Origin of the sequence: Bradyrhizobium sp. WSM1417, assembly GCF_000515415.1 — a bacterium.
In the GTDB taxonomy this organism is placed as follows: Bacteria; Pseudomonadota; Alphaproteobacteria; order Rhizobiales; family Xanthobacteraceae; genus Bradyrhizobium.
In genome coordinates, this window is the sequence record NZ_KI911783.1 from 7587379 (window position 1) to 7609985 (window position 22607).

Genomic DNA, 22607 nt, shown 5'->3' on the forward strand with positions numbered 1-22607 from the left:
ATCGCTCGAGCATAGCTACTTCAAGGTCCATGAAATACTAATTTCGCCACCTCGCGTGCCGCTATCGCTGCGGTGACGCGGAGCGCGAAAGCTTTAGCGTCGGCAAGATTTGATCTTCCCCCGAAAAAGTGGACGGGTTTAAGCAGCTTTTAGCTCCATTTCGATCGGGGCGATATATCCGATGGCGGAATGGAGCCTTGTTCGGTTGTACAACGAGGTTTGAGAACGCCCACAGGACCGTTCTTCGCGAAGTTCTTTATCGGCATCATCCTTGGTTTGGTTGCCGAGTTTGCGTTCATGGGACCGTCGACAGGGCTGGCGAGGGCGCCTTCCGCTGCACGCTGGATGGATCGCAAGCAGATCGTTGGCTGGAGGTTCCAGCATGGATGTTCGACCGAACGGCATGCCCTGAGGCGGAGCTTTTGGCAGCTCGGCCATTTGTCAGCATAACCGCATTTGCCGCGCTTTCTGCGCTTCTCGATCCGGCGTTGATGGATCGAACGCCATCAGCTGCCCTGCTTTCTAGCGCATCCAGAGCCTCTCACGACCAGAATCGGGGAGAGACCCATGTCACGGCAGACGGCAATGCCAGGGAGCGGATACCGACACAATCGACAACCGCGGCCGCAGCAGCAGATGGATCTGTTCGGGAGCGGCCTGTCGAACGGCGCCATCGGCGCACCAGCATGGCTGGAGCTGCCGGCGGAAGCCCGGGCGGCCCTCACAAGCCTGATGACGCAGTTGATCCTCGACCATGCTGCGATGACAGCGACGCCGCCCGCGATGGGGGGCGATCATGATCTCTGACAAGGTCAGGCCTCATCATCTGGAGCGTAAGGCGATTCTTTACGTGCGCCAATCCTCGGCACATCAGGTGTTGCACAATCGCGAGAGCAGCGCGTTGCAATACGCCATGCGGGACCGACTGACGGCGCTCGGTTGGTCTGAGATCGAAGTGATCGATGATGATCTCGGTCGTTCAGCCGCCGGCGGCGTGCAACGCGCCGGTTTCGAGCGAATGGTAGCGGAGGTTTGCCTCGGTAAGGTTGGTGCGGTTTGCGCCCGTGAGGTCTCGCGCTTCGCCCGCAACAGCCGGGATTGGCAGCAACTCATCGAGATGTGCCGCGTGGTCGATACCGTTTTGGTCGATCAGGAGACCATCTATGCGCCGAGGCACACGGCAACGACCGCCTGCTGCTCGGGCTCAAGGGCAGCCTCAACGAGTGCGAGCTGGATCTGTTGCGCCAGCGCCCGCTTTCGGCCCGCTACGAGAAGGCGCGCCGGGGCGAGTTGGTTGTGGCGGCGCCCGTCGGCTTCGTGAAGGCCGGTGACCGCTATGAGAAAGATCCGGATCGGCGCGTCTAGGAAGCGATCCAGTTGGCGTTCGACAAGGTCGAGGAACTGGGCAGTGCCCGACAAGCGCTCTCTGCTGGCTCCACGAGTACAATCTCGATCTGCCGGTGAAGCAGCCCAATGGCGACACAGCCTGGCGGCGACCGAGTTACTCCGCCATCCACCGGATCATTGAGAACCCGGTCTACGGCGGCGCCTATGCCTATGGTAAGACGGCTGTGGCGGCGGGATACAGCGCTGAGGGCGTGAGCGTGAAGATCCGCCGCAAGACGCGGAACGAATGGCTGGCGCTGAAGCCCACACCCACGACGGATATGTGAGCTGGAATAGGTTCGAGGCGATCCGCACCATGGTCAGCAGCAACGTTCCCACCGGTCGGCATCACGGCGCACCCAAGCATGGTGACGCGCTGCTGGCCGCTCTGATCCGGTGCAAGCGCTGCGGCCGCAAGCTCACACTCCGCTACTCCGGCATGAGGCACCATATCCCACGCTACAGCTGCAGCCGCGCCTGGATGGACAATGGCGGTCCTCACTGCATCGCCTTCGGCGGATTGCGTGTCGATGATGCAATCGAGGAAGCACTGCTTGGCTTCCTCGGTCCGGGCGCTATCGCCGCTGCAACCGCTGCCGCCAGGGAAGCCGGAGAACGACGGGATCAGGTGCGCGATGCGCTCAGTTGCGATCTGGAAGCGGCGCGCTATGCCGCAGACCGGGCTTTCCGGCAACACGATGCCGCTGACCCCGCGAACCGGTTGGTGGCGAGTGAGCTGCAAGCGCGCTGGAACAGGGCACTCGCTCACGCGGCGGAGCACCGAAATGCCTCGCCCAGAGCATCGATCAGCTTGGGATGTTCGATGCCAACGTTAGCCTCCGCGGCAGAAGGGCTGCCACATAATTTCCTCGTTCGTTCGGTCGGTCGGCCAAACATACATGTCTCGAAGCCATCGGTGTGCAGATCACGGCATCATTTCCATACTGCTCCGAAGAAAGAGTGCCAACCGAGTTGCTCGGTGATCAGAACCAGGAATCCACCAGGTGAACAAGCTGGGAGCCCGCTGTATAGAAGGCTTCCTGCGCTGCACGAAAACGCTGGCGTTCGACGACAGTGACCCGCAACGGCAGATCGTTCTCAGCGATCTGCCCCAATATGTACGAAGCCAAAACGCTGCCAAACACTGTGCCTGGTGCGATTCCGCGGGCCGTTATAACCACTGAAACCGATGACGTTGCGGTCCAGCTTGTGAAGCGGAGCAAATTGTCCGAGGTCATTCCAATCATGCCAAACCAGCCGGTTTCAAACTGGACGCCCCGAAGTCCTGGAAAAGGCTTGCGCAACGATCTTTGGGCCCGGGCCCGGTGAATAGAACGTCCGATCCGTTCAAGCGCGCCAACACTGCCAAACACGAGTCGCCCGGAGCGCTCGAGGCGAAATGAAGAGAGGACCTCTCGAGTGTCCCACGCGCCCTGCCGCTCAGGCAGGATCGCGCTTCTCAGATCGTCGGGCAGCGAAGCGTGGCAAAGTTGAAATAGGGCAGTTGAGTGTAAGCGCTTAGCCGCAACCCTATTGAGGCTGGCTTGACGTTTTGCGGAATCGCCACGGCATGAGGTCTTTGATGCGGCTATGGGGATGGCCGTCGATGATCGTCTCGAGTGTTTCGGCGATGTAGGCGGCCGGGTTGACGTCGTTGAGCTTGCAGGTGGCGACGATCGAGGCGAGCAAGGCCCAGTTTTCGGCTCCGACCTCATGACCGGCGAAGAGCGCATTTTTTCTGGTCAGGCAGACTGGCCGGATGGCGTTCTCGACAGGGTTCGTGTCGAGCTCGAGGCGCCCGTCTTCGAGGAAGCGGGTCAGACCTTGCCAATGATTGAGCGCGTAGCGGATGTCCTCGGCGAGCGTCGAACCGCTGGAGATCATCGACAGCTGCTTCTCGAACCACATTTTCAAAGCGGCGACGAGAGCCAACGAATGCTCCTTTCGTGCGGCGAGCCGGATGTCCGGCGATGCACCGCGCACCATGGCTTCGATGGCGTAAAGCTGTGCGATGTGCCGAATGGCGGCCTCGGCGATCGGCGATTTGCTATTGCGGGCCAATTTGACGAAGCGTCGGCGCAAGTGGCTCCAGCAATGCACGAGCGTCCAAGGCCCTTGCAGTCGAGCGACTTCGGTCAGTCGATCATAACCGTCATAGGCATCGCATTGCAGGAAGCGTCCGCCAAAGCCATCCAGGAATTGCTCAGCGAAGGCACCGCTGCGACTGGGGGCATATCGGAACAGCACGATCGGCGGACTTGGGCCGCTGTGGCCGCGGTCGTCTGAGGCAATCGCCCAGAAGTAGCCTTTCTTCGTTTGGCCGCGCCCCGGATCGAGTACCGGCGCCTTGGTCTCGTCCATGAACAGCCGATCCGCCATGGCCAGGTGGTGGCGCATGTGTTCCGCGATGGGCTGAAGATGGAAGCAGGCGCGGCCGGACCAGTTGCCCAGTGTCGCCCGATCAAGCCGGATGCCCTGGCGCGCATAGATCTCGGCCTGACGGTAAAATGGCGTATGGTCGCCAAATTTGGAGACGATCACATGCGCGATGGCCGCTTCGGTCGGCAGCCCGCCGGGCACGACGTGCTCCGGTGCGTGCGCCTGCACGACGGGGCCGGAGCAGCGGCGACAGATGTATTTTGGGCGGCGTGTGACCAGCACGCGCCATTGCGCCGGGATCACGTCGAGGCGCTGGCTGACGTCCTCGCCGATCTTCGTCATGGCGCCGCAACCGCACGGGCAAAGCGTACTCGCAGGCTCGATGATCCGTTCCACCCGCGGCAAATGGGCAGGCAGGCAGCCGCGATTGCGATGAGAACCTTGATCCGGCGCGCTCCGCGATCGGCCCTTGATCACAGCCTCGGCTCTCTCCTGCGCCGCGTCCAGGATGCCTTGCGCGATCTCCACGTCTTCCAGCGGCAAGTGATACTGATCTGGCCGCAGCTTCTCGGACGTCGCGCCGAACTTCTCGCGTCGCAATTCGCCGAGAATGACCTCCAACCGACGCCGCGCCTCTTCCGACGTCGCCAGCGCCGCCTGATGTTCGCTCAAGGCCGCCTGCGTTTGCGCCAAAAGCGCTTTCAATTGTTCATTTTCGTCGCGCAGCGCCGCGATGCTCATGCGCTATTTCGAGCACATCGCCGCCGCGCGTGCCACATTCAAAATAGCTGCCGAGTCATTCTGCCGCAGTTATCCAGCCGCCTGGGGACGCCGCGCTTCTTCCGGGCGGACCAACCTCCAATCCAGCCCCTCGAACAGGGCTGCGAACATCGCCGGCGATATCCGTATCACGCCGTCTGCGATCGTTGGCCAAACGAACTTGCAACCTTCAAGACGCTTGTGCACCAACACCAGACCCGTTCGATCCCAGACCAAAATCTTGATCCGGTCCGCTCGTTTCGATCGGAACACGAAGGCTGCGCCGCTGAACGGGTCGAGACGAAGCATCTCCTGCACCTTCGCCGCAAGCCCATCGTGGCCACAGCGGAAGTCGATCGGCCGCGTCGCGATGTAAATCTTCAGATCGGCACCGGCCGCGATCATCGTGACGCTCGCATCGCGCGGATCACACGGGACAGCTGCTCGCCATCTATGGCTGTGTCCGTCCGCAGCACGACATCGCCGATCGAGATCTCGAGCTTGATCGCCGGAACCTGACGCTCCTCCAACGCACCTTCCACGACCAGCGGCGCGAATGTCGGCTGCGATGCCTCGCGCGGCGGCAACATGCCTCGCTGTCGAAACCGCCGCCGCCAATCGTAGATCTGCCAGCGCGTCGCTCCGTGCTTGCGCGCCACCTCGGACACCTGGGCACCGGGTAACAGACTCTCGGCGACGATCCGAGCTCTCTCGGCTTCCGAACGTACGCGGCGCCCCGATGGTCCTTCAAGAACCTCCAGCCGGCTCACCGACCCCCTCGTTGAGCCGTCCAAATGGACGTCCTTTTTGCTGTCCAATCCCATCCCAAACCTCCGTCCAAGCCGGAGGCTTCTTTCGCACGTTCATTCGAATTCTGAAGCAAGGGTATCGGCTTCGCGCTTACAGTTGAGTCTGTTCCTGCCGTACCTCAGACCAAAGTCCTTTGCCATAAGCATCCGTTGCGACGACTACCCAAGTCGGCCTCTACAGATCCGCTTTCCGTGCTGATTCTCCAGCGCAACCCGTTGTGCTGCGCCGTGACAGCCTCGCTTTGCGTAAATATCCTGGCTCCCATCGCAAGCGCGGCCCGCGCCAACCCTCGCACACAGGCCAATGGCTGTATGGTGCCGGCGCGCTTATCGAGCAGCGCGCCGGTGTAGTCGCCACCACCTACTTTGCTGCGTGTTGCCTCCGCATTTAGCACTAAGACGGGCGCTCCACGCTTCTGCCACTGTTCGGCACGGGCCTCAATACGTCCGACCGCACAATGCAAGGTGCCGGCACGTTCCACTTCACATTCGATGTCGTGCTTTTCGATGAGCTCGAACACCGTCTGCGGTCCGCGGCCGAGTTGTTCAAGCAACCGTTCTCCAAAGGGCGCGTCGAGCGTGTCCGGAAGTGCGTCAGGCATGAGCCACATACCCGCATTCACGAGCCCGACGTTCTGCCCGGAGCCTCCGAATCCTATTTCAGACGCCTCCAAAAGCGCGACATGCGCTCCTCCTTCAGCAAGATGGAGGGCCGCCGACAATCCGGTATATCCACCGCCAATCACGACGATATCCGCCGCAGTGTCAGCGGTAAGCGGAGCAGTTTCTGGTGCTGGTGGCGCAGCGACCACAGTCCGTGTGATCGTCGATTGTTTCGCATCCGCCAATCCCCTTACAACTAGCTTCTGGATCGACCCAAGGTCCAGCAGCTATCGCGAATACGGTAAGCTCTGGCGGACCTCTCTAGTCTGCAAAACTGACGTGGCAGCGCCACACGGGCAAGCAAATCGCAGGCCAAAGGACAGTTCGTCAGCACCGCGAGGATGGGGGTGAGCTTCTAAGTTTTTGATCGCTCTTGAGGGGGCCCGCAGCACCCACGCGCGGTGGGCCGGAGCCTCCGACTGCACGAACCAAGACCAAGCCTCAGCTCATTGACGCTTGCCGTGGAACGCGCCTCCTGTGCGAGACAATGGTCCAAAAGGGCAGTATCCGCCCGGCTCGGCGGCAATGTAGTCCTCCCACATCTAACGGATTGTGGGTGCCCACACCTCCCATAAGCCTCCAGCCAGGCAACGATGTTTCGCCTGTATTTTGGTTTCCTGCACTCATCTATGTGAACGGAAACGGCCACATGTCCCCAGCGGACTTCGCCTTGGGAACGCCAGGGCCACGCCCTCCAATCCCAGTGGCAAACGGGTTACCACAAAGCAGTCGGGACTGTGCCGGGCCAGCTTATTGGTGATTGATGCCTCAGTGTCTATGTTGCCTCTCACCGTTGCATAGCGCGTGACCGTGGTACGGTTGGTCTCTGCAAGGTCACGCCATTGTGGGCCTACCAATGCGACTCTGGAGGGGACGATTTGACCGATCTTGACGGCGAAATCCGGGACGGCGGGCACCACATGCAAGTCCGCGTTTATTTTGAGGACACAGATTTCAGCCAGATCGTATATCACGCGAACTATCTACGCTTCATGGAGCGCGGCCGAACGAACTACCTTCGGCTTTTGGGGACAGATCATCGCAGGTTGTTCGAGGCTAGCGGCGAGGAGCTGAGCGGCTTCGCCTTCGTGGTGCGTTCTATGAAACTGGACTTCTTCAAACCTGCCTATATGGATGATGTGATTGATGTGATCACGGCTCCTGAGGAGGTGAAGGGGGCATCGATCGCGCTACACCAACAGTGCAGGCGTGGAGCCGACTTGCTAGTCCAGGCGCGTGTGCGTGTGGCCTTCGTCTCGGCTGGCAAAGCTCAACGCATCCCCAAGAGCCTGAGGGATGCCATGGAAGCGAGCGTTAAGGGCGCTTTTCAGGCGGGCTGATATTTGGCTGTGGAAAGACGCCCCAAGAATCGGCGCAGCCAGCTGAAAAACGGCTTTCGCGTCCGTCGCCTGTGCAATAAGGCGCGCAATTCCGTCCAGCGTTTGCCGGACATTGATTTGGCGTGACAGCCGCTGATAGCGGGCGATCTTGGCGTCGTAGGGATGCACTGCTCACACATGGCTTGCGCGCAGAGTCCTGTTCCCGCAACCACCGACGCTTGCGATAGCAAGCCATCCAGAGCCCCCGGCTTCCGATATTGGGATCTCGGTCAAGGCCTTGGCCTTGTTCGTTCGCCTTGGTTGACGACGACACCACCACTCCCTGAGCCGGCTGCAAAGGCGGCGAGAGCGTACCCGGCTGTGCGCTACGACAATTTCGTCGCGGCACTTGGGGCGGCTCCGCCAATGGCCGAAGCTGCGACAGGAGATCCCGGACAAGGAGGCCGAGCCGACGTGAGGGTAGGGGCTTAAGAGTCCGATGATCGCTCACCGCGTGGACGAAAATCCAGCCGGGGCGGAGATTTAAGACCGCGCATCGCAAGCAGTTCCTGAGCAAGAACCGACAGCGCGCAGCCGATCTCTTCAACGCCCGGGGATGCATCGTTCTCAACATGGGCTGGAGAGAATGCGAGGACAGGAGTCCCAGAGACGATCATTGTCCGGACTCAAACTCGGGTGTGAAGATCCTTGGGCAGCGTCCGATTGGGGCATGGCACTCAACGTCAGCCGCCGGTAATCACCCTTCTTGCAGACCTTCAGTACAAAGGCTGGTGTGAAATCTCGGATCCTCTGTTTGACCCCCATAACCCAATCAGGGCTGCCTTGCGCACCCCAGGCACACTCATAGCGGATTTCGTTGTACCCGTCGGTTCCTTCCAACGCGAGAAATGCAGCAAGCCTTGCAAGGAGCGGATCATCGGCTTGCTCGGTTGCGAGGAAAAGATCGTCACCAAATCGCTCAAGAACCCGTCGCGTGACCCGAATATTCGGAATCACAGTGTCGGTATCGTCGTGGCCTGCGGCAAATTGCGTCCGAAATAGCCTCAATCATGATCCCTTCGCTCCGGTCCGCGACGGCTTCATAAAAGTCGAGCGGCGGGATCGGAATTCCGTGGCTCGACAACTTGCTAGCTGTCGCGAACACGACTCGCGGAGCAATCCTAGCCGCCATCCGCGGTGTGGGTTGAGGGCCCGCTTATTGTCGCGCGTGCCGAACGACCAGATTCTAGATCCCTGATTTGACCTGATATTCCTACATCTAGTTGGCCTAAACTGTCGACGGAAAATTAGGTTCGGACCTGCTCGATGGACCACCACATCGCAGGACGGACACTAGCGGACATTCAACGGCGCAGGTAGGTATGTCGCCCCCTGGCCGAGTATGTGGATATCGCGCGTTTCCTTTGTCCAAACAGGCCAGGCCTGGAAACAAGATGGCCACTCGCCGGGAGACCATGCATGGAGGAAACTCGAAACAGGCCTGTAAACCAGCACTACGTGCCATAGTGCTACCTGCGCCAGTTCGCCATGAGCATGGGAAGGCTCACCACGTATCCGTCTTCGATCGCAAGAAGGCCCGGAGCTATAAGAACAACACCCAGGATGTGGCATGCCTGAACTACTTCAATCGCATCCAGCTCGACGGTATGGATCCGGACGCGCTCGAGGCGGCATTGCGCAAGATTCCAGTGAGTTGATCCTCGACGTTTCCTGCCTAACTCGGCTTGATGTTGTTATCGTTGGACATGGCATATCGCTCCTTCGGTGGAGAAGTGGAGGCCTCAAGCACCCCCCGATATGCCGCCTTCCCGATTCCCGCCGTGGCCAACTTTCAGCGATAGCTCGCGGGCGGAAACATGACCGGCTATTCCCAGGAGATCGATCATCTGCTTCAATGCGTTGGCTTGGTCGACGCACCTCTCCGGAAGCTGCGAAGGTCAGACCGTTCGGGCTGAAAGGCCTGAACTAGAATTGGCACGGCGCTCGCAGGATCGCTGTCGCCACATACGAAAACATCAGCGGCCGCGTAGGACCTCTCAGGCCAAGTATGCAAGGTAATGTGCGATTCAGCCAACAAGGCTATTGCGGAGACGCCGTGACCCGGACAAAACTTATGAACATGAAGGTGGAGTAATGTCGCACTCGCCGCACGGATGGCTTTTCGAATTGCGTCTTCCGCAATGGCCGCGTCGTCGAGGTTCTTCGCTCCCCATAGGTCGATGAGTATATGCGTCGCACCGGTGGACAGAGCCGGTGAGGCGTCCTTCTCGTCATCAATAGTCATTAAGAGATCTCCATTGAATTATCGGCCCAATAAGCTGAGCTATTCGGGATTTAGGTGACGAGGTGATCAGGCGCTTAGTTTGTCGGCACTTGGATGATCTCAATGACTCGTTGAATCCGAATTGCGAGGACCTTGGGCAACGGATTTGTGCCTTTGAGCCGCCGCCAGGTCCTTGATGCGGCGATCACCAGCTTGAATACCATCAGCCTGGCGGTGGTGTACTGCTGGCTCAAGGTCCGCCGAATTGGCTCTACCGTTTGCGACCAGCGTGATCGTTGTCGCTCCCAAAAAAAGAACTCCAGATCGCATCAAACACCCCGCGGCGCTTTCCCGATCCACTACCGATCGAGCTGGCACCGGTGATGGCACCGCGAATGAAGCAAGCAGTGTGCCGCTTGGAAGTGAGCGCTCTCCAGTTGCTTGGTACCGGGTGCATGCGTCAACTTGCGGACAATGGTCTTAAAGCTGACCTGCTGTAGCGTCCGACAGCATGCTGCGCAGCAGAAGCCGCCTTTCCCGCTGCGGCAGTAGAAGGAGACTTTTGTTGGCCTGCACAGATTTTCGATCTATCGAGGCACAGGCGAAACGGTGAAAGCCAATGAATATTGCCGGCGAGCGGAGCCGGCCTGGACGCTGGACCCGTCTACCCACGCAGGGATTGCACCGGCTACGCCGCGGTTATCGAAATCCGGCTCGTGGGAAAAATCGTCACGAGGGATCATCACGCAACGCGACACACGCAGGAAAGGCTCATCATCAGCATCTTCCAGCTGAACACGAACATGAGGGCGGTAATAACAGGTCGGCTCCGGCTTAGCCGCAGTGCTAAGCGGCTTCGTCGCAACATTATTCGTGTCGGTTCTGCTGTAGCCGCCGAGACGGAAACTTCTGTGACGCGTGAAGAGAACTGCCGAGCATGCATGTCGTGGAGACTAAGCGAAGGCGCTACCCGCAATTCAATTCCGGTTCGGAAAAGCCGGAACGCCCTTTGGCGTAGACTGGACGTTGCCTGCGCGTCCACAGCAAACGTTTCTGAGCGCACTTTCGTGTGCACCAAGGCCGACCACTGCGAACATCAGCAGACCAAGGACCGCGGGGCGGATGGTTCTGCACGCCCACGGCTCGTTACGCTGCCCATAGCTATCTCGTTATAGCCACGAGCGTCAAAATGTTTGAGCGCTTAACGACTATCCTTCAACCGTTATGCAAACAACGCCGGCCTCGTGGAAACGGTAACACACCTCTTTGTTGGTTCTTGCACAATCGATGTCATCGCTTGGGCGCCGCAGGCGACCTGCAGTCCGGCCAACGCCAAGCCCGCTTCCATGAGGAGAGCACAAATGCAAGAAACCACAAGCCCGAACGAGTCTCTGAGCGCGTTGGTCGCGGGTGCCATGCAAACTATCACGTGTCTGCTACAAGATCCGGTAGATGCCAACGCCAGCTTGAGGCCCTAACGTCCGGCAGTGTTCCCCTGCCGATCATCGAGGAAATCGAAGTGAACGCAAAGGACGAGAAGCTAAGAACGGGCAAAACGGCGCAATATGACTGGCAGAACCAGGGCGGCTACGGAATGCACACCTCAATCAGCATCCTCGGTGTTCTGATTTGAGGGCCGCAGAAGGCGATAAATGGCGAGACGCGTATGCCTACGGAAAATCGATCAGGCAAAAATCAGCTTGTGGAACGTCAGCCGGTCGACGCGATCACGGCGATCGATCGCCTTGCAAGATCGGATCCGGAGAGGGTTGCGCTGAGGTACGGCGCAGACGAACTTACGTACAAGGCGCTGCGCGTAAGATCGGAATGCCTCGCGAGGACGTTACGAGAGCGGTGCGCTCGCGGCACAGTGATTGGCTATTGGGGTGAGCGGGACCTCGACTGGGCGACGGCAGTAGTCGCAATTTTGAAGGCTGGATCAACGTACCTGCCGCTCGATCCATCCTTACCGGCTCCGCGTACATCATTCATGATCGAGCAGAGTCGCTGTGCTCTGATTATGGGATCAGGCCAGCTGGATTCGGTCAACCCAATCCGGGCTAGCAGCAAAGGCGCCACGGAATTCATGACGATAGAGGCGGCGCTGTGCAAGGGCCAGACTTCGTCTGTTGTGCCATCATGGAGCGAGGATGGACTTGCTTACATTCTGTTTACCTCTGGTTCAACGGGCCGTCCTAAGGGGGCAATGATCGAGCGTGCAGCCCTAAACAATCATCTGGCGGCAAAGATTGATGCCCTAACCCTCACTCGGACGGATTGCATTGCGCAGACGGCATCGCACTGTTTTGACATCTCGTTGTGGCAGCTTTTGGCGGGGCTTTGCGTCGGAGGCTGTACCGCGCTCATTGATGATGCGACAGTGAAATCGCCAATATCGCTTCTCAAAGCGATTCAGGGACACGGCGTGACGGTAGTTCAACTCGTCCCCTCGATGCTTGCAGTATTTGTTGAATATTTGAAGCCGCTTGCGGCGGCTGATCGAGCGCTGGACGGTTTGCGGATTATTTCGACGGTCGGAGAACCTTTGACACCCGCACTGGCGCGCGCGTGGCTTGACTTATATCCGCGCGTCCCCATTCTCAACCACTACGGGCCGACCGAGTGCGCGGACGGCGTCACGCATCATCTGGTTTCCGCGCCGCCTGCGCTGGCTGAAGCTTATGTGCCGATCGGCAAGCCGATTACTAATGTTGAGGTTTATATCGCCGACGGGCCGCGGCTGTGCAAGGCGGGAGAGGTCGGTGAAATCTGCGTTAGCGGTGTTGGCGTCGCTGCTGGTTACGTCAATGACGACGTCCGCACCAAGGATGCCTTTGGGCCAAACTCGTTCTCAAACGTCCCGTCCTTGCAGCGCCTATACAGGACAGGCGATCTCGGGCGCTTTCGTTCCGATGGTCTTTTGGAATGTCTCGGTCGACGCGACCGTCAGGTCAAAATCCGCGGGCACAGAATTGAGCTAGGAGAAATCGAGGCTCGCCTCTCCGCTCATCATTCGGTGCGTGGCGCCGTCGCGGTCGCCTCCGTCTGCGCAGGCGTAAAGCTTACGGCGAGAGACATAACCAGGGCTGAGGAGGAAAGCGGGACGAGACGACTCATCTCGTATGTGTCCGCTCCAGCTGAGGTAACGGAAGGCGAGCTTCAGAACTTCCTTGCTGAAGCGCTGCCCATCTACATGCTCCCAGAAAGAATCATCCACGTCGACGGTATTCCACTGACCAGTAATGGAAAGGTCGATATTGGAGCATTGCCCGACCCGACCAGCCTTCGCCCTCCATTGCCGACGCGATTCGAGGAACCGCAAACCGACCTCGAAGCGCAGCTGTGCCAGATTTGGTCCGGTGTTCTGCGCATTGAGAACATTGGTGTGAATGACCAGTTCATAAGCCTCGGTGGAGACTCGCTCCGGGCAATGCTCATATTGGGCCGTTTGCAGACCGAGCTCGGAGTGAGAACGGATTTCAGGCTGGTCCTGAATGGAACGATCCGATCTCTTGCGGCTTCGATCTCGGCGCGAGCCGAATCTAGGCCGTGCACAGCGCCCGCTTGCGGAAAGCTGCTTACACGATCGCCTCTGACGCGAGTTCAAGAGCACCTGTGGTTTCTTTCGCAGCTCGATCCGTCTGCCAGGAACTACATCATTCAGGGCGGCCTGCGAATGCGGGGCAGCATCAATCTGGTCGCGTTCAATCGCGCCTGGACCGATGTCGTTCATTCTCATCAGGCACTTTCGGCACGCTTTATCGACGAGGACGGTCCGGTTCAGCTTTTTGATGCTCCGCACTGCGCAAATCTCGAATTGACTGATGCATCGCAACTCACGTCGCAGGAGGCTGAGAAGCTGATCGCAGAGCTAAGGCGAACAGAACTGAACGGCAGCTTTGATCTCAGCCAAGGCCATCTGTTTCGCGCGCGCATGATCATTTTTGGCCCTGAGAACCATCTCATACTGATCACCGCTCACGAAATCATCATCGATGCCTGGTCGATCTCTGTTCTGCTCAGGGATCTTCGACAAAGGTACGTGGACGCCGCGGCGTTTCTGCCAGACAACCGAGTGTCACTCTCGACCTACGCGGTCTGGGAAACACAACACGCTACTCCGGAGGCGCTTGCCAACCAATGTAGCTATTGGCGTCGTCAGATTGGTGATGATCCGCCGGTGCTTTCGCTTGGAACGGGACGAGCGCGGCCGCAGACAAATTCGTATCGCGGCGCATCGCATGCGGTGCTACTTGGCAGGGAGCTATCCCATCAGATAAGGGAGTTTTCGCGCCGGCATAGGTGCACCACGTCGACAGCACTCCTCGCATGTTTCAAGCTTCTGCTGCGGATGTACAGCGGTCAGGATGATATCATCGTTGGCATACCGCACGTCGTACGGGATCAACCTGGCAGTGCCGAAATTGTTGGTTTCTTCCTGAACATGCTGCCAATCCGCTACGCGATCGATGTGGGCCAGTCCTTTGCGGTTCATGCCTTGCGCATCCAAGCACTGGTCAGCGATGCCATCGCAAATTCGGCATATCCGTTCGGCTGGATGGTAAGGGATACCAAGCTATATCGCGAAGCGGGACGATCACCGATCTTCCAAGTTATGTTCAACATGTACTCCGAGGCCGCGGAGCCACTTGGCGAACATGAGTTGGATCTGACATTCCGCGAATACGAGACCGGCTACGCAAAATTCGATCTGACATTGTACGCACAAGATCAGGGCGAGGAAATTGCCCTCCAGCTAGCGTACGCGGAAGACCTATTTTCCAGCGATCTGATTATCCGCATGGCCGACAATCTGCGCCGCCTGATTGCAGCCTGCATTGAGAAGCCGCTTACGCCCATTCAAGATCTGAGCTGCCTCAGCGAGTCAGACGTCGCTATGCTGGACGCGCTAGAGGGCTCGGCGCAGTCGTATGAGACCGAATGTCCGCTTGTCCAAGCGTTCGAGCAAATCAGCGTCTCTAATCGCAACCAGGTGGCATATTATGGCGATTTCGGTGAGATCACATTCGGCCAGTTGCGTGAGCGCGTAACAGCTATCAGGTCGTTACTGCGGACTTCTGACGTGGGCGCTGGCGACATGGTCGCCATGCTGATCGACCGGTCGGCTGACGTTGCCGCTGTTATTCTAGCCGCACGAGCTTTGCAGTCCATTGTTGTCCCTATATCGCCGGATTATCCGCGTGATCGGATCGAACATATCCTGCGAGATAGTCAAGCAAAGCTTTTGGTTCACGCAAATAGCCCTGAGCCTGCTTTTGAAGTGCCGTCGAAATGTTTATTGACGCTAGAAGCGTGCGGCGCGCCCGCGCGCGGTTTTGAGTGCAGCGACAAACCACCAGATCAGGGAATTGCGAACCTTATATACACGTCGTCCTCAACCGGGAAGGCGAAGGGAGTTCTTATACCGGAATCGGCAATCCTCAATCGACTGAACTGGATGTGGCGACGCTTTCCCTTCGATAGTACCGACGTGATGGTTGTCCAGAAGTCCGCATCAATTGTTGCGTCCGCTTGGGAGTATTTTGGAGGCCTTCTGAGAGGCGTGCCCGCGCTGATCCTGACCCAAGAGCAGTTGCTGGATCCAGATCTGTTGTTGTGCACGCTGGCCAGACATCGCGTGACACACTTGTTTGCCTCGCCGCCACTGCTGTCCGGCCTCATTGCTTCCCAAGAACGGCACTCGCGACCGACCTCCTTGCGCTTGGTCACGAGCAGCGCCGAACCGATGCCTTCCTCGCTCCCTGTTCGCTGGCGTGAGTATTTCCCGGACGTGCCGTTGTGGAACTTCTATGGTGCTACGGAATGTGCATCCAATGCGGCAGTTTACGAAACATCGGATGCCTGCGACGGCTCGTCGCACGTCCCCGTTGGACGCCCAATCGATAACGTCAAACTCTACGTGCTCGATGCCCGGTTGAAGAGAGTCCCCGTCGGAGCCGCCGGCGAACTCTGCATCGCGGGACGCTGCGTGAGCGCTGGGTACTGGCGGGATCAAGATCTGACCAACCGCTGTTTCGTGCCGAATCCGTATGACGGCGGGCAATACCGCGTTCTTTATCGAAGTGGCGATATCGCGCGCATCTCAACAAGCGGCCTTCTTGAGATTTGCGGCCGATCGGACAATCAGATCAAAGTGCGGGGCTTTCGCATCGAGCTGGAGGAGGTCGAATCGGCCCTTGAGTCTCATGCGGCAATCGCAAAGGCCGTGGTCGTCGCAGAAGACATCGATGACCAGCGTCGCTTGACGGCAAGCTTGGTGCCGGCTCGCGACGGTCTAAGCTCTGCAGATATTGTCACCCACTTGCGCCACACATTGCCGTCCTACATGATTCCCGCCTCCTTCCGTTTGGTTGACAGTATTCCCCTTACGGCGAGCGGAAAGATAGATCGTGCTCGCCTGTCGTCCGTTCCTTACCGCGAGGTCGGGCCTGTGCCATCTGCTGAGCTCTGCACGAGGAAGGAGCGTATTCTTGCTGCGATCTGGCAGGATCTATTAGGCGCCAAGTGGGTCGGACTCGATCAAAGCTTCTTTGATATCGGCGGCGACTCTCTTCTGAGCGTGCGCTGCGTCACGCTGGCGCGCAAAGCCGGGCTGAATCTCACTGTCGACCAACTCTATCGAACACCGACCATCAGGGAATTGGCGGCAGACGAAGCGGCAGTTGCACTCGATACCTTCCTTTCTGGGGATGGCTCGTTGCCAGTTACCCCCGCGATCTCATCTTGGAGCCGTCTCGTCGGCTTCGATGAGCATTTCAACATCGGCGATCTGTTCTTCTTGCCCGGCGCAATCCTGAATATTCGAAGTCTGGAGCGCTCCCTTGCGCATGTCATGGATAGGCACGAAGGCCTCAGACTCCGTATTGCGCGAACCGACGATGGTCTACGTCTGACAATCGGGCCTTCCGTGACCGAACGCCTGGTGGAGGAGATCGATCTTGTCGGAATGGCCGACCCACAGCAACGTAAGGCAGTCGAGAGCATCTCAGCAAGACGTCAACACATGTTTCGGTTTGACGGCCAGACGCCTCTTGTTAACGTCACGGTGTTCCGCACATCGGAAAGCGGCGACTACTATCTGCTGGTCCTGATGCACCATTTTGTAGCGGACGGGATAGGCTATCGACTGTGCCTGGAAGCATTGGATGCGGCGTACGCCCCGGCCTCAGGCCACGCCGTGAGTGATCCCGAGAACATACAAATGCTCTCTGCATGGTTGAAGCGCCTTGAGCACTACGCGAACAGCGAAGCGCCAGCCGAACTCAGCTACTGGGAGAGGATTGACTACCATCAGTTCAATTTGCACGCCGGCGCCACCCTATTGGGCGGCGCGAGCTTTTCGAAAGTGACCGCGAGAGAGCTTCATTATGCACGCCTTGAAGGTCGCATGGATGAAGCGAATTGCCGCTCCCTTTGGGAAGATCAGGGCAAGTACCATCTTGAGATTGACGAAGAAGCGACAGCTGATCTCCTCAACATTTCAGCCAGATTGGCGCACTGTCAGGACTTTGATGTGTTTCTTGCCGCCATTTCTGGCGCCTTTGGGCGCGTTTTCGGCAATTATTCGCTCTGGATCGATAGTCTTACCTCAACCCGAGGTCGGCTGTTCGACGATCTCGATCCATCTCAGATCATCGGTCATATCAGCGAGCTCGTTCCGCTTCCCTTGAGTCTCACCGGAACGGAGCCCCGTCACGATCGTGCTCGTTCAATATACCGCCAGCGCAATGCCCTGCCGCGCAGCGGAATAGGCTTTCGTGCCATGAAATTCCTAAACCGAGATCCAGCCGTCCGGAGCCGGATCGATCGCCTGCCTTTGCCCAGAATTGGAGTGAATTATCGAGCGGGTTTGCAGCGCCATTTTCCACGCCGTTTCCTAGGCAAGGAACCTTCTCCACTTTGGATCGGCGAAGACATGGATGAAGGGGCCGTGATTCACCTCTTCTGGTTCGATGTCGGATATCAAGCCGGCCATCTACAGATCGAAACGAGGTATGATCCAACCCAAGTCAGCTATGAGGTGACCCGTAATCTTTGCATGGTGTTGCAACAGGAGCTGTTGCAAACGATCAGCGAATTCCGAAGAGCTGGGGGCACCTTCATCCATGAATGAGCCGGATGCAATTTCGCCAATCGAGAGCGATCGCAATGTGATGCCAAAGAAAAAGCAGCACATCGATCTATCGGATCCCAATCTCTCGAGCCTTATCCTGCGGCTCGCCATTCCGTCTGTTGTTGGCTTATCGATCCACGCGTTACAGCAGGTCGTCAACGCGATCTTTGTTGGCGCACTTGGCGCGCAGGCGCTCGCAGCTGTCAGCATGACCTTGCCGATCGTGGTTCTGCTCGCGGCCGTCGGGCAGGGGATCGGTGTTGGAGCAGCGTCGTTCATATCTCGTCATCTTGGCGCCGGTGAATACCTGGAGGCGAGTCGAGGCGCAAGTACTGCACTCGCGCTCGCCGCCCCGATCGGTATCATAGTTACCGTCGCTGTGCTTCTGAACCTGCGAGGGATCTTCGTAACGCTCGGAGCAAGTCCAACCATCATGCCCGTGGCGCTCGACTACGCCGGGACGCTTTTGTTCGGGTACACCCTGATGCTTCTAAACATTGTCAACGGCTTCATCGTCAGAGCCGAGGGCAACACACGATTCAGCATGTGGACGATGATGACCGCCTTCATACTGAACGCGGTGCTTGATCCCGTCTTCATATTCTTGCTGGACTTGGGTGTGCGAGGCGCAGCCCTCGCAACGCTGGTATCTCAGATCGCTGCTATTAGCCTCTATATCGCGTATTTTACGAAGCTTGGCGGAACAGTTGTCGTCAGGATATCTCACATATCATTGCGAGCAGATCGCATCAGACAGCTCGCGTTCATAGGGGCGCCGTCGACGATCACCAGTATCTTATCTGCTATTGCCGTTATGCTCTTGTACGGAGCTGCTGCGCCGTTCGGCGACGATTCGATCGCGGCCGTGGGAATAGCTGTGCGAATCTTGACGATGGGCGCACTACCTATCACCGGCTTCTGCATAGGCTCTCAAGCTGTCCTGGGTTTCGGTTGGGGCGCACGCGACTTTGCTCGTGTATTGAAGGCTGCGAAGTTCATGCTCGCCATGACCGTCGCTCTTGCCGTCGCGTATTCTGTGGCCGTTGTGAGTTTTGCGCGACCTTTGGTCAGGCTGTTCAGCGATAGCGATAAAGTCACGGAAATTGCCGTCTCGACCTGCATCGTCTTCCATCTGTTTTTTGGACTGTTTGGTGTTGAGAAGTTTGTGGCGACGATGCTTCAGTCGTTCGGGAGAGCACGCCTCAGTGCGGTTGTGTCCTTGGCAAGGCAGGGCTATCTCTTCATACCGGCCGTACTGTTATTCCCGGTCATATCGGGTTTCAACGGACTGTTGGCCAGCCAAGCAATCGCTGAGCTGGGCGCCGGAATGATCGCGCTGTTTGTCTTGTTCCACGAATTCGCTGAGCTCAGACGAGCGCTCCGGCATCCTATTTCAAGAGCGATCGAGATCGCGGGGTGACCTGACAAGAGACGTCATCGGAGCTCAGAGCAAAAGGGCCTACATAGCCGGAGAGGTGTTGCGCTCCAAATAAAGTGTTATTCGGCTTGCAATATGGGCTCTGTGTCATATGTGGAACGGCCGGGATCGCTTCCTCACCGGTCAGATGCCTAATTAGCGCTGAGAACCGGATTCGCAGCAATGTCGAGGCTCTCCCGCATTGCCCACTTGAGCATTGAGGATAGGGCTGTACGGATAGCGGGTTGCTGAGATCGCTCCATGAGCTGATGCGAGGTCAGCGATGCGAGCCGAGAGATGGCGGCGAGTGATCTGAAAACTGACACGGATGCAGGGGTCGCCAACTGGCCAACAAGTAGCGTTCTATTTCCGAATTGGTCGGGGCTTCAGCCTTTGTTTGGGGCTCCGGAGATATTGATCCGCGATTGCCGGAGTGGGTCGGCCGCCTGCAGGCGCGCCTTGGCTTTCTCGTCGACCGGGTCGTTGCCATTGGCAACCAGGCCCAAAAGCCGCTTGGCCTCCTTGCGTGCACGCTCTGGTGTCCAAGGGGCGCGTGAGGACCGATGGTGACGAAGCGCTGCCGACCGAACACTCGGTACTTTGAGAACGTATGTCGCTTTTGTCGTGTTGACGTTTACGGCGGGAAACGGCACGCCTTGATCATCCGCATGGGGCAATACCGGATACGGTTGATGACGAAGACCAAAGGCATGTCTAAAGTCTGGATGTATACGCGTCGTACGATGCTGTTGGGCAGTAGCTTCTTGGGTAGCGCGTTGTTCGGGGGCGTTACACTGCCTACACCCAATCGGCCGCAGCGCAAGGTTGCCATGATGTTGAAGGCGGCCGACTCTTCCTTCGTCGTTGGGTGCACACAAGACGGCATTACCTCGTTGCGTTACCGTAACGACACGTATGACACGGATTATGTCCTGCCTGGAGCCGTGCTGGGGACGGCTCACGCTAGAGTTCGGCGTGCCGGATCCGAGTGGCATACGCTTCGAACCGGCGTTGATGCAACAAAGCCGATGCATAGCGCGGCACTTGAACTAGCAGCCCGCGATGCCGGCGTCCTTCTCACGACCCGGCTCGCAGTCGACGAGGCTGGATTGACGTGGGAGATCATGCTGCGGAACGACGGCATGGCGAGCGTGGAGGTCGGCGACCTCTATTTGCCCATGCCGATGAACACCGAATTTCCGGCAGGGCAACCGGTGTCGGGGGCTGTTTTGAAGCACAGCTTCGTCTCAGGGCATGGATCGCACATCTTCTGGATTCGCGGCAACAGCACCGGTCCCTTCCTCATGCTCTTACCGGAAGCGGACACGTCACTGGAATATTGGAATGTCCACAAGGATTCGGCCGAAGCCAGTGGGACGTGGTGCGCCTACATCTTGGGCGGGGCGGCCGCCGGCGAGGCAGTGGCGGGCGGGACTCGCTGGCGACAGCCGACCCATTCCCTGTCCCTGTCGCCGGCAGAGCAACGGCATTACCGTCTCCGCTTCCAATGGGTTGCTGATTATGAGGCGGCGCGCAGGGCTATCGCGGACGCCGGTCTGGTGGACGTGGAGGTAATGCCGGGCATGACGGTTCCCAACGACCTGCATGTCGACATCGCGCTCGCGTCCTCCATTCCGGTGGAGCGAATCGAAGCGGAATTTACCGGCGACACGGTGGCGCAACGATTGCCGGATCGGGCCGGCAGGCGACTATGGCGGGTCCGGTTTTCGCGATTGGGCGAGAACCGACTGACCCTGCACCAGCCGGGTGCGCGCCATACCTTTCTTGAATTCTTCGCTACCGAACCCGTCGAGACGATGATGAAGAAGCGCGCAGCCTTCATCGTGAAGCGGCAGCATCGTGACTCGTCCAAATGGTACGACGGTTTGTTCGGCGAGTGGAACATGGAGACGCAGGTCCTGCTTGGCCCGGACAATTACGACCGGATCAAGAGCGGGCGCATCTACGAGGTGACGTGCGACGATCCAGGGCTGAGCAAGCCCGCTTACCTCGCGACCAAGAATGCCGAGCATCCGGATGCGGCGGAAGTGGCGGCGCTGGACCGGTATATCGATGCGTTCGTCTGGGGCGGGCTGCAACGTACCACACAGGAGGCATACGCCTACGGCCTCTACGGGATACCCGATTGGAAGCAGAACCGGGAAAGCAGCGATCCCGGCCCAAAGGGCCGCCTGCACATCTGGCGGCCTTATGACTATCCGCACATCTTCGCGATGTATTTGGCCATGCACCGCATCGCGCGTGACCATCCCGCGATCCCCACCCGCCAGAGCGCACGAGATTATTTGGTGCGCGCCTACGGTACCGCGCTGGCCATGTTCACGGTGCCGATGCGCGTGGTCATGTGGTCTGCCTACCGCACCGGCTTCTACAACGAATGTGTGATCCCCGAACTTCTTTCGGCGCTCACGACGGCGGGCTTGATGCGCGAGGCGGCGACGCTGGAGGCGCACTGGGCGCGTAAGGTGCGAGCCTTCGTCGATCCGAAGGCGGACCTGTTCGGGTCGGAATATCCGTTCGATTCCACAGGCTTCGAATCAACGCAGGCACTGGCGCGCTCGGCCCTTGACGACCCTGTCGCCATGGGGGTTTCGAAGGCGGCAGCCCTTGCCTTCGCGGAGCGTCAGATCGCTGCAAACCTGTTCTGCCGTGGCTGGCTGGAACCTGCTTATTACTACCTGGGCAGCGATTATCGCGGGACTGCGGGCGACGCCTATACGCTGACCTACATGGCGCAGATGGGCGGCTGGGCGCTGCTTGATTATGCGCTGAACGATGCAGACGACCCGCATCCGCTCCTTCGTCTGGGCTATGCGTCACAACTCAGCGCGTGGGCCTTGCTGAACAGCGGCCCTGCGTCGGCCGGTCATGGCTATTGGTATCCGGGCGAGGAGAATGACGGCGCGGCCGGTGGCGGCTTCGAGCCGGCGCCGAGCGGGACCACATGGCTCGGTCAGCCGCATCACCGTGGAACGTGGTATTACTCGTGCGAGATCGACCTGGGATTTTGTGGGGCCGTCCGCGCTGCTGCGACGATCGTTGCCGACGATCCCATCTTTGGGCAGGTTTGTCACGGCGGCATCTTGGAGACGTTCGCTCACACCCTGCGTATCTGGCCACGTGATGGCGTGCGGCGACGGCTCAACGTGCGGCTCCAGTCTCTCCGATTGGACCTGGTGCTGCTTGACGCCCGATTCCGGGCGGATGGACCGATCATTCTGAATTTGGAGGAGGGGTGGATCAGCCTTACGCCTGAGCCCTTTGCCCCGTCTGCATCGGGAGTGACGTTCGAATTGCGGAACGATGACGGAAGGAAGCGCAAGGAAGTCGTCGACATCACGGACAGCCGGATCGTCGTCCGCTTGCCTGCGGCGCGCTTACCGCCGGTTCAGGTTCGCTAGTGTTTCCGAATATGGGGTGCGATCGGCACTTATGG

General features: G+C 58.8%; 15 protein-coding genes and 3 pseudogenes. 11 read left to right on the forward strand and 7 right to left on the reverse strand.

Annotated features, from left to right (window positions below; translation table 11 throughout):
• Positions 1-636 precede the first annotated feature (636 nt).
• The 4 genes from BRA1417_RS42085 (at position 637) to BRA1417_RS43425 (ending at position 2464) form a co-directional block, all read left to right on the forward strand.
• Positions 637-807 (forward strand): hypothetical protein, encoded by a 171-nt coding sequence (locus BRA1417_RS42085; protein WP_198034899.1) that lies wholly within the window; start codon positions 637-639, stop codon positions 805-807.
• Complete coding sequence (locus BRA1417_RS45855) at positions 797-1321, forward strand: recombinase family protein (protein WP_245286325.1); 525 nt, start codon at positions 797-799, stop codon at positions 1319-1321. Before BRA1417_RS42085 ends, BRA1417_RS45855 begins: the two co-directional genes overlap by 11 nt.
• 139 nt (positions 1322-1460) lie before the next feature.
• A complete protein-coding gene (locus tag BRA1417_RS45860) occupies positions 1461-1673 on the forward strand; it encodes a recombinase family protein (RefSeq protein ID WP_245286326.1) in 213 nt (70 codons plus the stop codon).
• 29 nt (positions 1674-1702) lie between these two features.
• The gene (locus tag BRA1417_RS43425) at positions 1703-2464 is read left to right on the forward strand and encodes a zinc ribbon domain-containing protein (protein WP_198034900.1); all 762 of its coding nucleotides are present in this window, start codon (positions 1703-1705) and stop codon (positions 2462-2464) included.
• Here BRA1417_RS43425 and BRA1417_RS41485 read toward each other — a convergent pair.
• The 5 genes and pseudogenes from BRA1417_RS41485 to BRA1417_RS41490 form a co-directional block, all read right to left on the reverse strand.
• Complete coding sequence (locus BRA1417_RS41485) at positions 2370-2759, reverse strand: hypothetical protein (RefSeq protein ID WP_245286383.1); 390 nt, start codon at positions 2757-2759, stop codon at positions 2370-2372. The genes BRA1417_RS43425 and BRA1417_RS41485 overlap by 95 nt on opposite strands.
• 157 nt (positions 2760-2916) lie before the next feature.
• On the reverse strand, positions 2917-4506 hold the full coding sequence (locus BRA1417_RS0137155) for an IS66 family transposase (protein WP_007601229.1): 1590 nt from the start codon (positions 4504-4506) through the stop codon (positions 2917-2919).
• A gap of 69 nt (positions 4507-4575) precedes the next feature.
• Positions 4576-4929, reverse strand: coding sequence for an IS66 family insertion sequence element accessory protein TnpB (gene tnpB / locus BRA1417_RS0137160; protein ID WP_007601228.1), 354 nt, complete (start codon positions 4927-4929; stop codon positions 4576-4578).
• A complete protein-coding gene (locus BRA1417_RS0137165) occupies positions 4926-5294 on the reverse strand; it encodes a transposase (RefSeq protein ID WP_245286198.1) in 369 nt (122 codons plus the stop codon). Before BRA1417_RS0137165 ends, tnpB begins: the two co-directional genes overlap by 4 nt.
• 133 nt (positions 5295-5427) lie before the next feature.
• Positions 5428-6174: pseudogene (locus tag BRA1417_RS41490) on the reverse strand (NAD(P)/FAD-dependent oxidoreductase); the annotation flags it as partial.
• 742 nt (positions 6175-6916) lie between these two features.
• Between BRA1417_RS41490 and ybgC the strand changes: the two are divergent.
• The 4 genes and pseudogenes from ybgC (at position 6917) to BRA1417_RS0137185 (ending at position 9033) form a co-directional block, all read left to right on the forward strand.
• On the forward strand, positions 6917-7336 hold the full coding sequence (gene ybgC, locus BRA1417_RS0137175) for a tol-pal system-associated acyl-CoA thioesterase (protein ID WP_084462540.1): 420 nt from the start codon (positions 6917-6919) through the stop codon (positions 7334-7336).
• Positions 7337-7589: 253 nt separating this feature from the next.
• Positions 7590-7793: pseudogene (locus tag BRA1417_RS45865) on the forward strand (CopG family transcriptional regulator); the annotation flags it as partial.
• A gap of 230 nt (positions 7794-8023) precedes the next feature.
• The gene (locus BRA1417_RS44540) at positions 8024-8377 is read left to right on the forward strand and encodes a hypothetical protein (RefSeq protein WP_156949091.1); all 354 of its coding nucleotides are present in this window, start codon (positions 8024-8026) and stop codon (positions 8375-8377) included.
• 392 nt (positions 8378-8769) lie between these two features.
• Positions 8770-9033, forward strand: a complete 264-nt coding sequence (locus BRA1417_RS0137185) for a hypothetical protein (RefSeq protein WP_027520153.1) — start codon at positions 8770-8772, stop codon at positions 9031-9033.
• A 194-nt stretch (positions 9034-9227) separates the two neighbouring features.
• Here the strand turns inward: BRA1417_RS0137185 and speD are convergent, their stop codons facing one another.
• Together speD and BRA1417_RS45870 are read right to left on the reverse strand one after the other, a co-directional pair.
• On the reverse strand, positions 9228-9620 hold the full coding sequence (gene speD / locus BRA1417_RS0137190; RefSeq protein WP_027520154.1) for an adenosylmethionine decarboxylase: 393 nt from the start codon (positions 9618-9620) through the stop codon (positions 9228-9230).
• A gap of 74 nt (positions 9621-9694) precedes the next feature.
• Positions 9695-9838: pseudogene (locus BRA1417_RS45870) on the reverse strand (IS256 family transposase); the annotation flags it as partial.
• Between the two features lie 1427 nt (positions 9839-11265).
• Between BRA1417_RS45870 and BRA1417_RS41495 the strand changes: the two are divergent.
• From BRA1417_RS41495 to BRA1417_RS41500, 3 genes are all read left to right on the forward strand, one after another.
• Complete coding sequence (locus tag BRA1417_RS41495; RefSeq protein WP_051448448.1) at positions 11266-17733, forward strand: non-ribosomal peptide synthetase; 6468 nt, start codon at positions 11266-11268, stop codon at positions 17731-17733.
• Complete coding sequence (locus BRA1417_RS0137210; RefSeq protein WP_027520156.1) at positions 17726-19153, forward strand: MATE family efflux transporter; 1428 nt, start codon at positions 17726-17728, stop codon at positions 19151-19153. Before BRA1417_RS41495 ends, BRA1417_RS0137210 begins: the two co-directional genes overlap by 8 nt.
• A gap of 689 nt (positions 19154-19842) precedes the next feature.
• A complete protein-coding gene (locus BRA1417_RS41500; protein WP_035969784.1) occupies positions 19843-22572 on the forward strand; it encodes a DUF5695 domain-containing protein in 2730 nt (909 codons plus the stop codon).
• Positions 22573-22607 lie beyond the last annotated feature (35 nt).